This is a genomic window from Microbacterium sp. UBA1097, from assembly GCF_002313585.1.
GTDB lineage: Bacteria > Actinomycetota > Actinomycetes > Actinomycetales > Microbacteriaceae > Microbacterium.
This window is the reverse complement of record NZ_DCBW01000045.1, coordinates 1-12904: the sequence shown is the minus strand read 5'-3', so window position 1 is coordinate 12904 and position 12904 is coordinate 1. Positions and strand designations below refer to the sequence as shown.

Below are 12904 nucleotides of genomic sequence, written 5' to 3'. Positions count from 1 at the left end.
AAGGCTCATCGGTGGATCGAGGCTTAGTAAGGGTGGGACAGCCAGCGGCATTCCACGCGAGCACGATGTGCTGGGGCAAGCGTCCAGTAGGTGCCACATCCAGCCCAGTCGCCACAGCCCAGGCGCGAATGCTGACCGCCGAGGGCTGCTCCTGTCCGGCCCCGGCTGCTGCGGCGGCGTCCTTCAGACAGCCAGCCCGCCACGAACGCACCTTCGCGGGCGTGATCTCGCCCAGTCTCTCCTTCCCGAGCCTTGGGAGCACCCACTTGGTGAGGTGCCTGCTGTAGTTCTCAACTGTGCGCGGCGAGAGGTCGGCGCTGTGGTCCGAGAGCCAGGCCGCAACGTAGGCCGCGAGCGAGTCCTCGCTCAGACGCGGGTCAATCCATGTGCCTCCGCGCAACGCGCGTTCCTGCTCACTCAACCAGTGGCGGGCGTCATCGCGCGTCGTGAAAGTGCGTGGAGCCCGAATCGTGCGGCCGTCCCTACGAAACAGTGCACGGTAGCGCTCGCCGCGCTTTTCGACGGAGCCGAAGTCGTTCGGATTGCGACGGGCCAGCCCCGTCTTGCGGCGCGTCACCTGCCCGACTCCATCGAGAAGGCAAGCGCGGCCTCCAGAGGGTCAGCGAGGGCCCCCGGCCTGGCGGCCAGCGCCACGTGGTGGTCGACATACTCGCGCAAGTCGTCGGGGTCGAACCCTTCATGCTCGATCGCGTTGCCCCACGTGCTGCAGAGCGCGGCCACGTCATCGAAGGAGGGCGCCGCTTCCGCGGCGTGGTCCGCGTTCCGCGCGCACGAGCAGAAGGAGAAGAAGGGCGAATCAGTCGATTCGTATTCACGGTGGACAGAGGACATGAGTTGCTCCTTTGCGGTCCGCGAGACCCAAGAAGGGCCCCACAGGTGGTTTCCGCTGGAGGGCTGAACTCATCCAGTGCCCAAGAATGCCGCGTAATCACGCGGTTCCGGGTGTGGACCTGAGGGGATTCGAACCCCTGACCTCTTCATTGCGAACGAAGCGCGCTACCAACTGCGCCACAGGCCCGTGAACCCAGTAACACTATCACGCACGCCCCGGCGGGCTGAATCGCTGGAGCCCCTAAGCGCTGGCGGCGCGGCGGCTCAACAGATCGCGGACGTGGGCTTCGATCTCGGCGTCGTCGACGTAACCCATGCGCCCGAAATCGGGTCCCGCCGAAGCACCTGTCTCGCGCGCAGGCGCAGAAGCGGATGCCGCCTGCCGGGCACGTTCCCGGTCAGCGCGAGCGCGGTCGATAGTGGGCGGCGCAGCAGCTTCCGCCCGCTGACGCATCGCCTCATCGCGGGCGGCCTGCCGCAGCGCCTCGCGCGCAGCCACACCGTCGAGCGTTGCCGCAGCACGGGATCCTGATGCCGCAGTGAGGGGCTTGGGTAGCTCACGCGGCGCCCACTGGCGTGAGACGGGGAGCGCAACGTCCTGTACGGCGGGGGCAGCACGCACCGGAGCTTCCACGGTGACCTGGGAGCCCACCGCGGCACGGGACGACACGCGCGCCATCTGTACGAGCATCGCGGCGCATACGGCGAGGATGCCGGCCGACCACCACAACAGCGTCTGCGACCCGGTCGTGGCGAGCAGCCAGAAACCCCATCCGAGGAATGCGATGGCGACAAGCCCGACGATCGTCGTCAACAGCCGCGCGCGGCGGCGAGCGCGTGCGCGGCGGGCAGCAGGCAGCGACCGCGCGGCGACGAGTTCGGAACGGGCTTCCTCCACCGCTGCCTGCTCACGTTCCGCGGCAGCGAGCTTCGCCAACCGCTCGCGCTCAGCGAGCGCGCGCTTGGCCTCCCGCTGCTGGGCCTGTGCCGTGCGGGTGGTGAGTTCGAGCCGAACCTCGTCGGGCGTCTCGCTCGTCTCAGCGAGGACGCGTAGCGCCTGGTTCAACCGGACGGCATTACGTTCGGCAGCGTCGTACTGGCGGCGCTCGTACCAGGAGGGCACCAGATAGACGAGCCACAGGAGCACGGAGACCGCGACGATCACGCCGCCTCCGAGTACCTGCCCATCCATGATCCATACGGTATGCGACGGCAGCCCACGATCCCGGGATCCCACGACGTGTGTCGGTGCGGGTTCGCGTCGAGACGGCTCGATTCAGACGGGCATTCGGTCTTCGGGGGGAACTGTCGCGGCATCCGGGGGTACGTGCCCCGACGCCCACCGGCGCAGCACACCCTCGGGAACGTCCTCACGAACGAGCGCAAAGGCGTAGTGGTCGCGCCAGTCCCCGTCGATGTGGATGTAGCGGCGCCGATAGCCCTCGTACCGGAAGCCAAGCTTCTCAACGACACGCAGGCTCGCGCGGTTCTCGGGACGGATGCAGATCTCAACCCGATGCAGGTTGAGCTCCCGGAAACAGATGTCGGTGGCGAGGGCGACCGAGATCGGCGTCACGTTGCGGCCGGCGAACTCCTCGGCGATCCAGTACCCGATGGTCGCTGATGCGAGAGAACCCCGCGCAATGCCCCAGACATTGAGCTGGCCCGTGACCGTACCGTCGTACTCCATGACGTAGGGCACACCCGCCCCGTCGCGGTGTTGCTGCAACAGGCGACGGATGCTGAGCCTCATGTCGAACGAGACCGGTCCGTCGGGGCTTGTGGCCTCCCACCGGCGCAGCCACGAACGGTTGTCGAGCAATAGCTGCTGGAGCACGCGGGCATCGCGCGGCCGCACGAGCCGGATCGACACCGGGCCGTGGTGGAAGGGTGACGTCAGATCCACGTGACCCCTCCCGCCCGGGCGGCGCTACAGGGTCGCCGCGAAATCCTTCAACCAGGGCTTCAGCTCGGCGCCGAGGTCCTCGCGGTCCGAGGCGAGCTGAACGATGGCCTTGATGTAGTCAACCTTATCGCCGGTGTCGTAGCGGCGTCCTCGGAAGATCACGCCGCGCACGCCGGGTCCGTCGGGGTCCTTCGCGAGCTCTTCGAGAGCGTCGGTGAGCTGGATCTCGCCGCCCTTACCCGGCTCGGTGTGCTCGAGCACGTCGAACACGGTCGGCGCGAGGACATAGCGGCCGATGATCGCAAGGTTCGAGGGAGCGTCTTCCTTGGCGGGCTTCTCGACCAGGCCGCCGACGGTGACGACATCCGGGTCATCGGTGGGCTCGGCAACCGCGCATCCGTACAGGTGGATCTGCTCGGGGTCGACCTCCATGAGCGCGACGATCGCGGCACCGGTGCGACGGTGCTCATCGAGCATCTTGACCAGCAGCGGGTCGCGTTCGTCAATCAGGTCGTCGCCCAGGAGCACAGCGAAGGGGTGGTTTCCGACGTGCGACTTCGCACGCAGCACCGCGTGCCCGAGGCCCTTCGGTTCTCCCTGGCGCACCATGTGCACCTCGGCCAGGTCTGAGGAGTGCTCGACGGCGGCGAGCTTCTTGCCGTCACCCTTTTCGCGCAGCTTCTCTTCGAGCTCGGGAACCGAATCGAAGTGGTTGGCGATGTTGTTCTTGTTGCGCCCGATGATGATCAGCACATCCTGGATGCCGGCAGTCGCGGCCTCTTCCACGACGTACTGGATCGCCGGCTTGTCGACGACCGGCAGCATCTCTTTGGGCATGGCTTTGGTGGCAGGAAGGAAGCGAGTGCCGAGGCCCGCCGCGGGGATCACTGCCTTGAAGGGGAGATCAGACATGGCCCTCACTCTACCGAGAGGCTATGAACGCGATGTGACGGATACGCGACGCGCCGTCACCCCTTGACATCGGATGCCGAAGCCTGCCTGCGCACGCAAGCAGCCTAGAATCTACGCATGTCTGATGCGATCGCCGATGCCAAGCGTGCGATGCGCGCGGATCTCCGAGAGCGTCGGCAGACGATCTCCGAAGCCGCCCGGCAGGCCGCCGCGGAGGGGATCCGGACCCAGCTCGATGCGCTCGTGGAGCGCTTGGGCGCAACATCCCTCTCGTGCTTCCTGTCGACGACGACGGAGCCGGGAACCCGCGAGTTCGTCAATGCCGCAATCGACCGCGGCTTGCGGGTCCTGCTCCCCATCACCCGCGCCGACGGGCTCCTCGACTGGACAGTCGCCGAGCGCGACGGCAGCGAGGTCGAGGGGCTGTTCGGGATGCCGGAACCGACCGGTGAACTCCTCGGCCCGATCGCCGTGAACGACGTAGACCTCATGGTCATTCCCGCCGCCGCCGTCGACACGACCGGCATGCGGCTCGGCTGGGGACGCGGCTACTTCGACAAGACCATCGGCTCGATGGAGCGGTGCCCGCCCGTCTACGCCGTCGTCTTCGACGATGAGCTCGTCGCGGAGGTCCCGCGAGACGTGCACGATCAGCCGGTCACCGGTGTCGTCACGCCGACCCGCATCGTCGACCTGCATCCTCCCCACACCTGATCCCTCGCACCGACCGAAAGACCACCGATGCCTACCTACGCCTACGCCTGCCGCCAGTGCGGCCACCGATTCGAAGCCGTGCAGTCCTTCACGGATGCCTCCCTCACCGAGTGCCCAGAGTGCGGTGGATCGCTTCGCAAGGAGTACGGATCGATCGGCGTGACCTTCAACGGGTCTGGCTTCTACCGCACCGACTCCCGGACGGGTGCCGGCGCTGGCAAGGAGTCCGGCTCGAAGGATTCCGGCTCAAAGGACTCGGGTTCGAAGTCCGACAGCTCGAGCTCGTCGTCGAGTTCGAGTTCGTCGTCGGGATCTAGCACCTCGACAAGCACCGCGACCGCCGCCAGCTGACGCTCCATCACGAAGGGACCGCAATGATCAAGGGATTCCGGGAGTTCATCCTCCGCGGCAACGTCATCGACCTCGCGGTCGCCGTCGTCATCGGCGCCGCCTTCACCGGCATCGTCAACACTCTGGTGTCGGCGTTCATCAATCCGCTGATCGGTCTGTTTTTCGCCGCTGACAGTCTCAACGAGGCGCTGGCGGTGCCTGTGCCGACCCTCGGCGGCGGCACCGTGACCTTCGCCTTCGGAGCGATCATCGGCGCGGTCATCAACTTCCTCGCGGTAGCCGTGGTCGTCTACTTCGTCTTCGTCATGCCGATGAACAAGCTCAAGGAGCGCGCCGCGGCCCGAGAGCAGCTGCCACCCGAGCCCGAGCCGATGCCGAGCGAGGCCGAGATCCTCATCCAGATCCGCGACCTGCTCCAGAAGCAGAACGACGCCACCCCGCCGAAGCCCTGACGCGAGGCATCCTGCCCCGCGTCACTGCCCGCGAACCCACACTCTCCCTGCCGAGCCCACAGGATTCTCTGGCCGGACCCTGTGGGTTCGCGGCGGGATGTGCGGTTCGGCGCAGAGGGCGGGTAGCGCGCGAGCTCAATAGTGCGGGGGGACGTCGGCTCGCAGACGATCGTCGTTGGGGCCGGTGTCGGATGACGTCGTCGGCGCCCCCGATGACGGGTCGGCGTCGGCATCCGGGGCTTCTGGGGCGACATCGGTCCCCGGAGCCGGAGTCAGACGCGCGCGGCGTGATCCGGGAACGCGCTCGACGCGCTGACGCTCATCAGGCGACGACATCGATCGGTTGCGTGTCACCCTCGGCAACGGGCGCTTCGACCGTCACCCCGAGGATGCCGGCAATCCGCTGCGCGACGCCGCCGGGGTCGCTGTACAGATCGAACGAGTGCACACGCACGTAATGCCAGCCCAGGCGCCGCAGGATCTGCGGGCGCAGCCGCAGCGATTCGCGCAACGATCCGCCGATCGTCTCGGGATCACTTTCGGCGACCACGGCCTTGCCCTGATGATGCGCGACCAGCGGCAGCAGGCCCCGGTAATTCACCTCGACAGCAACGCCCAGGCGCCGCAGTTCCTTCGCGAGCGAGAGCATCAACGGGTCGCCGTCATCCTCCTGGCGAGACACCCGAGCGCGACGTTCGACGTCTCCCAGGATCGACATGAGGGATGCCGCGCCGTGCGCGAGGCGACGGTCATCGACGGCGCCGGGACGGATGCAGGACACGATCACCATCGAGCGGCGAGCACGCGTCATCCCGACCGTCAGAAGCCGCTCACCGTCGGCGCTCGACAGGTCACCGAAGTCGCTGAGGACACGCCCGTGGCGAGTGAGTCCGAAACCGAGCGAGAAGATGACGCGGTCGCGGCTCTCAGCCACCGACTCTTCCAGCGTGAGAACCGAGAACGGCTCGGCTGAGTCGCGCGCGACGAAGTCGGCGACGTCGGACCGTCCCGCGAACGCGCGGTCGACGGCGGCACGGATGCGGGCAGCGTGCTTCGCGCTGGCGGTGATGACCATGAGCGATTCGGACCCGCGGTTGACCGCGTGCTCGACGACAAGGGTCACCACCCGGGCGACCTCGGCATCCGGGCTCTCGACCGCGCCGGATTCGGGGTCGGGCACACCGATACCGCCCTCGACGTAATCCACCGAGAGACTTCCACGTCCGAGGTAGGAACCGGCCCAGGGCAGGGAGACGATCTCGCCGCCGTAAAACGCGCCGTTGACCAGTTCCGCGAGGTCCTCGCCGCCCGCGCGATAGCTGCGCGTGAGTGTTTCAACGGGCAGGATCTCGGCAAGACGCTCGAATACGCTCGCGTCGTCGAACGGCTCCTCCGGCTCGTCCTCGGCGGTCGGCGTCCCGGCTGCCACCCGGAACGCCGTCGGCTTCTGGGTCACGGGATCGCCGAGCGCCACGATCTGGCGGCCACGACGGATCGCGGGGGAAGCCTCGGCGAGGCTCAGCGATGCGGCATCCGAGATGATGACGACGTCGAAGACGAGGTCGTCGGGGATCGCGGGCACTTCGTAGGGCGAGGCCAGCCAGACCGGGGCGAGCGAGCGCATGAGTGCCGGCGCCGTTGACACGACGGTGCGCGGCGACGTCCTCCCCTCGCGCAGCGCCTGCTTCAGCGCCGCCGCCTCGTGCGGCTCATCAACGATCCCGACCCGCCACTGGGTCGCCAGTTGGGCGGCCAGGAGCTGCCCGGATGCCGCGGCGTGCGCTTCATCCACCAGACGGAAATCACGCTCCAAGCGGTCGACGACTGCCGTGTTGGCGCCCAGGAGCGCTCGATCGCTGCGTAGCAGGTGCTCGAGCGCCGACTGCCACCACGCGTATTCGAGCTCACCCGCGACCTGCTGCTCGGGAACGTGTCGCACCGAGAGGTCGAGAAGAAGCGGCTCGAGGCCGAGGGAGGCCAACTCACTGCGCAGGCTCGCGCGTTCCATGAGGTTTTCGAACACCTCGGACTCCGCGGCCAGTCCAGCAAGGGTACGCACGAGGGTCTTCACCGGAAGCGACGACAGCGCCTGCGACCCTGATCGCCCCAGGACGGCATCCAGCTCGCTGAGCTCGGCATCCACCCGCTGCCAGGCAACCGCGACATCGGCAAGGCCGAGCGGGATGTCGGGAACGACGTTCGCCTCGACGTAGCGCTGCCACTGCTGACGCTGCTTCTGGATGCGAACGAGCGCCTCATACATGTCGCCGACGTGCACGCCGGGGCGCACGTATTCGCGAGAGAGGCGCCGGAGCCGCCGGCGGTCTGCTCCGCTGAGCGTCGAGGTGTCGCGGCGCGGCGCGTGCGCCTGAATGAGGTCGCCGATCGGCCGTTCGAATACGGTCGGGCTGAAGCGGTCGAGGGAGTCTCGGATGCCCTGCAGCAGCCGCAGGTACTCGCCGAGTTCGCCGACACTCTCGAACGGGCGCATGTGGGTCTGCCCCAGCAGGACGTATCCCCGCTCCAGCAGATGCGGAAGGTCCATGCGGTGGAGCTTGCCGGCCAGCGCGTGCGCTGAGCGCGCCTGCTCGGTCGTGGCAAAGCTCACGCCGTACCAGGGTGAATCCGACGGGCCGATCCGGAACTCGCCGAGGCGCGCCGCCGACGCAAGCTTGGCGGCGGCATCCTCTCGTCCTTTCGCGAGGCGCACGAGAGTCTCGATGTCCAGGCGCGCGGTCGTCGTCGGGGGCTCCTCACGCTGGGCAAGCGCCGACAGCTCCCGCAGGATGTCGAGCACAGAGGCACCCAGTGCGTCGTGGCGATCCGCCAGCGAAGACCGGTAGTCGCGCAGCACCGTGCGAAGGCGCACGAGTGCGTCATCGATCTCGGAGACTTTTGGGGCGACTGCCTTCTCATTGCGTCCGATTGCGCGGACGAGATCCCGCTGCAGTTCGCTGGGCGAGACAGCAAGTCCCGGTAGACCGACGCCGGCGAGGCGGTGGCGAACACCGTCGAGCGTCGAGCGGCGAGCGCTGACGACGAGGACCCGCCGCCCTTCGCGCACGAGCGCTCCCACCGCGTTGATCACGGTCTGGGTGCCCCCGGTTCCCGGCAGCGTGTGAACCACGAGGGATTGGCCCGCAATAACCCGAGCCAGCACGGCTTCCTGCTCGGCGTCGGCGTCCAACAGCAGGGTGTCGGCGGCAGGGACGCGCTCGTCGGGCCCGGGCATCACAGGAACCGGCCGGCGCAGCGTCACGGCTTCCCGATCGGCGGGATGACCGGCGAGGGCGTTCAGAACCGGGTGGTCCAACTGGGCCGAGTCGCGTGCCATCGCGGAGCCGACGTCCACGAACGTCGAGACCACAAGCCGCGGCTTGACCACAAAAGACGGAATCTGCGCCATGAGCGCCCGCAGGTGATCGATCACCGGCTGCGGCTTGAAGACGCCCTGATCGTAGGCAAGACCCGACAGGGCGTCGCCGTCGAGTTCGATCCCGAAGTGCATCCGCATCGCACGCAGCAGTTCGGGATTGACCTGGAAACTGCCGTGCAGCTTCAGTTCGAAGTCGGTGTGGTGACGACGGATCGCGAGTGGGCGCAGCAGCACGGGAGCGATGCACTCGAGCCCCCCGATGCGCCATGACGCGATCCCGACGGCCAGGCGCACGGCATCGATACCGCGGGCCGTGCGCAGTTCAACGTTCTTGGTGGTGATCCGCTCGGCGGCCCGCCGAGCGGTACCGAGGGCGACTTCGTCGCGGAACAGCCCCGACAGAAGTGTCGATCGTCCCGTGATGAACTGCGGCAGACTTCCCGGGTGTGCCTTGGTGATCTCGATTCCGGCATCCGGTGCGTCTGAGAAATGCAGGAGCGCAGAGCGACCGCCGAGGTCCGCTGCCTGGGCGCGCAACCTCTCACGCTCCTGCTCGGCGATGTGGACGATCGTCGCGTCGGTGTCGGCGAGAGTCAGGTCTGCGGGGTCCACTGACACCGCACGCATCGCACCATCAGCGCCAAGGATGACGCCACCTTCTGCTCGCACCACACGGTCAGACTAGGTTGCGCTCTCGATGCGTCCCGGTAACGCACCACGAGTGTTGCGGTATTGCGCGACACGCCACATCCGTCAGGGCTTCCTCCCCCGCCGCCGATGTGGCCATACTGTCCACCGCGGCAACCCGTTCCGCATCCGAACCCGCATCGCCGAACAGGATGGAGACATGCCTCCTGTAGCCGTCTCCTCGACATACCTCCTGCATCCCACTCCCCTCGGAGACATCCTGATCGTCGGCACGCCCGATGCGGTCATCTCGTGTCATCCCGCGTACGACGACCCCGGTGATGACCTCGCGGCCCTGACATTGGCACTTCGGGCTGAGCCGAGCCCCGGAACCACGGATGCCGCGCTGCAGCTTGCGGCGCAGCTCGACGAGTACTTCGCAGGCAATCGGACGGCGTTTGATGTGCAGCTCGACTGGCGACTCGTGCGCGGCTTCACGCGCGACGCGCTCGAGGCTGTGACGCGAATCCCGTTCGGCGAGACCGCCGGATATGGCGAGGTCGCTGTCATGGCTGGGCGCGCGCGGGCTGCACGCGCTGTCGGCACGGCATGCGCGACGACACCGTTCTCGATCGTCGTCCCGGTTCACCGCGTCATCCGAGCCGACGGATCGATCGGAGAGTACGGCGGCCACCCCGAAACGAAGAGATTCCTCCTCGACCTCGAGTCGAACGCGCTCGAGCGAGCCCAGACCGGTCGCGCCGTGTAGGCCGGCGCAACCGACGGGACCCCCGGCGCACACCGGGGGTCCCGCACTGCGCACGTGGAATCACCGGTGGTAGCCTCATCGCTACTGAATTCGGCGACAGTGACGTCCTGGACCGACGCGGTCGTCCCGACACGAGGCGGTCGATGTGGCCCTGCGATTCTCCTCCGAGACGGAGCAGGAGTTACTCGCGCGCGCGGTCGACAGTCTTCCCCGCGTCACAAAGTTCCCGGTCGCCTTCGGCGGGCTGACTACCGACGGGCTCCTACCGGTCACCGCGACGGCCGGAACTCGGACTCGATCGCTTGCCGGACTCGTCGTGCAACCCGAGCGGGGACTCGGAGGTCGGTCGCTGGTTGAAAAACGCGCGCGGTTGGCGATCGACTACCGCACCGCGCGGGGCATTACTCATGACTATGATCGCGCGGTTCTCGGCGAGGGAATCTCCACGCTGTTCGCGGTTCCCGTGATGGTCGATGGTCGGGCGCGGGGAGTGCTTTATTGCGGTTCGTGGGCGGAATCCGCCGTGGGCGAGGTCGTGGCGCGCGCCGCATTCTCTGTTGCCGAATCTCTCGCCACCGAACTGCGCGTGAGAAGCGAAATCGAACGCCGCCTATCGAGCTTCGCGGCGCCAGCACCGACCGATATCGGCAGTGCCGCACGCGAAGAGCTGCGAGAGAGCTACGCCGAAATACGCAGCATCGCGGCCGCGATTTCGGACGAATCGGTGAAACGTCGACTCCAGACCATCGAGCGGCGGCTAGCCGCCTTGAGCGGCGACAGATCAGCCGCCACGCTGGACATACGCCTTTCCCCTCGAGAAGTCGATGTGCTCGCCAGTGTCGCGGTGGGCGCGACCAACGCGGAAGTGGCGGCATCCCTGGGGCTCCGCGAAGGAACGGTCAAGTCCTATCTGCAATCGGCGATGTCCAAACTGGATGTCTCTACCCGCCACGCGGCTGTGACAAAGGCCCGCCGTGCCGGAATTCTGCCGTAATTCGGCGTCCAGTCGCGAAAGAACGGAATTCACCCCGCGAGGGACTTTCCCCCCGACGAGCGGCTGCATTCACAATAGACTCGACATATGGCACGCAAAATTGTTCACCAACTCGTCGATGATCTCGACGGAACAGTTCTGGAAATCGGCGAAGGAGAAACACTGACGTTCTCCCTCGACGGCACGGCATATGAGATCGACCTCACCGATGCAAATGCCGCGGCGTTGCGGGATTCGCTGGCCCCTTATGTCTCCGCAGGCCGGCGCATCTCGGCATCGCAGGGCGGGTCGACCGCCGGGCGCAAGCGCCGGCGTTCCGGCCAACAGGACTACAGCGCGGTCCGCGCCTGGGCGAAGGAGAACGGCTACTCCGTCTCTGAGCGCGGTCGGGTCCCAGCATCCGTCCTCGAGGCATACAACGCCGCCAACTGAGCCGGCGATGGAGCCTCAGATCACGGGGTCCGCATCGCGCGTGGTCACCATTGGGAGCCGTGCGATCGGCTATCGCGTGTTCGGTGACACCAGCTCATCGCGCACAGTCATCAGCGCTCACGGCGGACTGGTGAGCGCCGGGGATGCGTCGGCTTACGACGAGATTGCGCGCGACCGCGGCATCCGGATCGTCTCGCCCGACCGTCCCGGAGTCGGAATGAGCGATCGCGACCCGCAGCGGTCGATTCTCTCGTGGGGACATGAGGATGTCGGCGCCGTTCTCGACGACATCGGCGCGACCGACGCCGTCGCGCTGGGTTGGTCGGCCGGCGGACAGTACGCGCTAGCGGCTGCCGTGGCACAGGCTGACAGGATTCGAGGCGTCGTCGTGATCGCGGGCGCGCTGCCGCTGGACGACGCCGACAATCTCCGCGAGCTCAACCGCATGGACCGGCGGCTCATCACGTTGTCCCGGCGCCTGCCCGCTACAGCCCGCAGCTACTTCCATGTGATGCGGCGGATGCTACGCCGTAGGCCAGAGCAGGTTGAACGCTTGTCGGAGAAATCGCTGGGGCCCGCCGATGCGGCGATCATCCGCGCCCGTTCCGAGTGGTATACCGCCTGCATGCTCGAGGCAGTCACGCAGATCGACGGCGCGGTCGACGAGTACCGGGTCTTCGGAGCGCCGTGGGGCTTCACGCCCGCCGAGGTTTCTGCGCCGGTGACCATCATCCAAGGCGACGCCGATCAGCTCATCCGACCTGTCTGGTCTTCACGAATGGTCAGCGCGCTGCCTTCGGCAACGCTCGTGAACTTTCCCGAGGCAGGGCATTTCGTCGGACTGGCCCATCCGGATGCCGTGATGACGGCGCTCGACGAGCACCTCGGGTGATCGCGAGACCGTCAGCCGTTGGCGATGAGGCCTTGGCTCTGAAGCGCCCACGTGAGATACGGCGCGATGTGCTCTGCATACGGGACCGTCAGGTGCGTCTGGTCGTACTTGGTCGGTAGCGTCCCAGCGAACGCGGGGCAGATCCCCTCCCAACAGCTGAATGGCAGCGCGTCGATGGCATGATCACCGGATGCCGCCGCGGCGGCTGCTGTCGCCTCCCACATCGCGATCCAGGTGTCGTCGACCGCGGCCGCGCACGCCGCCGGGGACGACACCTGCGAGTAGCACGCACCGAGGTTCACTCCCTGCGGCGGCGGAGCCAGGTACACGACTCGTCCGGGCATTCCGTACGTGGCAGTCTCGGCCTGCGCCGCCGTGACGAGATCCTGCGCAGACAGATCGGTTCCTTCCGTCGAGCGCCCAAGCGTGAAGACGTTCGAGACGACGAGCAGGGATGGCTGATCAGCCGCGATCAGTGCGCGAACGAATTCCTTGCATTGCGGGCAGGCAGCCATGATCCCGTCGCCGTCGTTCTGCACGAGGACATCGGTGAAACGGGCTCTTCGGACTTCCGGTGGGGGTGAGGCTCGCCGGGTGAGTTCGGGCGGGTAGGGGTCGAGGTCCCCG

The 12904-nt window shown here is 67.2% G+C and carries 15 protein-coding genes and 1 tRNA gene; 7 read left to right on the top strand and 9 right to left on the bottom strand.

All coding sequences use genetic code 11. From position 1 onward, the window contains the following. From B4F19_RS10830 to galU, 6 genes are all read right to left on the bottom strand, one after another. A partial coding sequence (locus B4F19_RS10830; RefSeq protein ID WP_422662293.1) for an Lsr2 family DNA-binding protein occupies window positions 1–577 on the bottom strand: 577 nt, incomplete at its 3' end. Next, entirely contained in the window at window positions 574–852 is a 279-nt protein-coding gene (locus tag B4F19_RS10825) for a hypothetical protein (protein ID WP_228176903.1), read from the bottom strand. The genes B4F19_RS10825 and B4F19_RS10830, both read right to left, overlap by 4 nt. Window positions 853–966: 114 nt before the next feature. Then, a tRNA-Ala gene (locus B4F19_RS10820) sits at window positions 967–1039 on the bottom strand. A 54-nt stretch (window positions 1040–1093) separates the two neighbouring features. Beyond that, a complete protein-coding gene (locus B4F19_RS10815) occupies window positions 1094–2044 on the bottom strand; it encodes a large exoprotein (protein ID WP_228176902.1) in 951 nt (316 codons plus the stop codon). Window positions 2045–2128: 84 nt separating this feature from the next. After that, a complete protein-coding gene (locus tag B4F19_RS10810) occupies window positions 2129–2758 on the bottom strand; it encodes a GNAT family N-acetyltransferase (protein ID WP_292734844.1) in 630 nt (209 codons plus the stop codon). Between the two features lie 24 nt (window positions 2759–2782). Continuing rightward, entirely contained in the window at window positions 2783–3670 is an 888-nt protein-coding gene (gene galU, locus B4F19_RS10805; protein ID WP_292734841.1) for a UTP--glucose-1-phosphate uridylyltransferase GalU, read from the bottom strand. A gap of 117 nt (window positions 3671–3787) precedes the next feature. Here galU and B4F19_RS10800 point away from each other — a divergent pair, with 117 nt between their 5' ends. Genes B4F19_RS10800 through mscL form a run of 3 tightly spaced genes read left to right on the top strand, consistent with a single transcriptional unit; the run spans window position 3788 to window position 5187 of the window. Beyond that, window positions 3788–4384 (top strand): 5-formyltetrahydrofolate cyclo-ligase, encoded by a 597-nt coding sequence (locus tag B4F19_RS10800; protein WP_228176899.1) that lies wholly within the window; start codon window positions 3788–3790, stop codon window positions 4382–4384. Between the two features lie 27 nt (window positions 4385–4411). Next, on the top strand, window positions 4412–4735 hold the full coding sequence (locus B4F19_RS10795) for an FmdB family zinc ribbon protein (protein WP_228176898.1): 324 nt from the start codon (window positions 4412–4414) through the stop codon (window positions 4733–4735). 23 nt (window positions 4736–4758) lie between these two features. After that, the gene (mscL, locus tag B4F19_RS10790) at window positions 4759–5187 is read left to right on the top strand and encodes a large conductance mechanosensitive channel protein MscL (protein ID WP_228176897.1); all 429 of its coding nucleotides are present in this window, start codon (window positions 4759–4761) and stop codon (window positions 5185–5187) included. Between the two features lie 135 nt (window positions 5188–5322). Here mscL and B4F19_RS10785 read toward each other — a convergent pair whose 3' ends face one another. Both B4F19_RS10785 and B4F19_RS10780 read right to left on the bottom strand, forming a co-directional pair. Next, entirely contained in the window at window positions 5323–5523 is a 201-nt protein-coding gene (locus B4F19_RS10785; protein ID WP_228176896.1) for a hypothetical protein, read from the bottom strand. After that, window positions 5510–9190: an AAA family ATPase gene (locus B4F19_RS10780; RefSeq protein WP_228177174.1), complete on the bottom strand. Its 3681-nt coding sequence runs from the start codon at window positions 9188–9190 to the stop codon at window positions 5510–5512. Before B4F19_RS10780 ends, B4F19_RS10785 begins: the two co-directional genes overlap by 14 nt. A gap of 220 nt (window positions 9191–9410) precedes the next feature. On the opposite strand from B4F19_RS10780, the gene B4F19_RS10775 reads away from it, so the two are divergent. From B4F19_RS10775 to B4F19_RS10760, 4 genes are all read left to right on the top strand, one after another. Beyond that, complete coding sequence (locus B4F19_RS10775; protein ID WP_228176895.1) at window positions 9411–9959, top strand: methylated-DNA--[protein]-cysteine S-methyltransferase; 549 nt, start codon at window positions 9411–9413, stop codon at window positions 9957–9959. 370 nt (window positions 9960–10329) lie between these two features. Next, window positions 10330–10953 (top strand): helix-turn-helix transcriptional regulator, encoded by a 624-nt coding sequence (locus tag B4F19_RS10770; RefSeq protein WP_349675952.1) that lies wholly within the window; start codon window positions 10330–10332, stop codon window positions 10951–10953. A gap of 87 nt (window positions 10954–11040) precedes the next feature. Beyond that, window positions 11041–11385, top strand: a complete 345-nt coding sequence (locus B4F19_RS10765; RefSeq protein WP_228176893.1) for a histone-like nucleoid-structuring protein Lsr2 — start codon at window positions 11041–11043, stop codon at window positions 11383–11385. 40 nt (window positions 11386–11425) lie between these two features. After that, window positions 11426–12277: an alpha/beta fold hydrolase gene (locus tag B4F19_RS10760; protein ID WP_292734833.1), complete on the top strand. Its 852-nt coding sequence runs from the start codon at window positions 11426–11428 to the stop codon at window positions 12275–12277. Between the two features lie 11 nt (window positions 12278–12288). Here B4F19_RS10760 and B4F19_RS10755 read toward each other — a convergent pair. Continuing rightward, a partial coding sequence (locus B4F19_RS10755) for an SGNH hydrolase domain-containing protein (protein ID WP_292734830.1) occupies window positions 12289–12904 on the bottom strand: 616 nt, incomplete at its 5' end.

Bases quoted from the DNA above. Each gene is read 5' to 3' on its own strand.
- B4F19_RS10825 (WP_228176903.1), bottom strand. From the start codon at position 852: ATGTCCTCTGTCCACCGTGAATACGAATCGACTGATTCGCCCTTCTTC.
- B4F19_RS10815 (WP_228176902.1), bottom strand. From the start codon at position 2,044: ATGGATGGGCAGGTACTCGGAGGCGGCGTGATCGTCGCGGTCTCCGTG.
- galU (WP_292734841.1), bottom strand. From the start codon at position 3,670: ATGTCTGATCTCCCCTTCAAGGCAGTGATCCCCGCGGCGGGCCTCGGC.
- B4F19_RS10800 (WP_228176899.1), top strand. From the start codon at position 3,788: ATGTCTGATGCGATCGCCGATGCCAAGCGTGCGATGCGCGCGGATCTC.
- B4F19_RS10795 (WP_228176898.1), top strand. From the start codon at position 4,412: ATGCCTACCTACGCCTACGCCTGCCGCCAGTGCGGCCACCGATTCGAA.
- mscL (WP_228176897.1), top strand. From the start codon at position 4,759: ATGATCAAGGGATTCCGGGAGTTCATCCTCCGCGGCAACGTCATCGAC.
- B4F19_RS10785 (WP_228176896.1), bottom strand. From the start codon at position 5,523: ATGTCGTCGCCTGATGAGCGTCAGCGCGTCGAGCGCGTTCCCGGATCA.
- B4F19_RS10780 (WP_228177174.1), bottom strand. From the start codon at position 9,190: ATGCGTGCGGTGTCAGTGGACCCCGCAGACCTGACTCTCGCCGACACC.
- B4F19_RS10775 (WP_228176895.1), top strand. From the start codon at position 9,411: ATGCCTCCTGTAGCCGTCTCCTCGACATACCTCCTGCATCCCACTCCC.
- B4F19_RS10765 (WP_228176893.1), top strand. From the start codon at position 11,041: ATGGCACGCAAAATTGTTCACCAACTCGTCGATGATCTCGACGGAACA.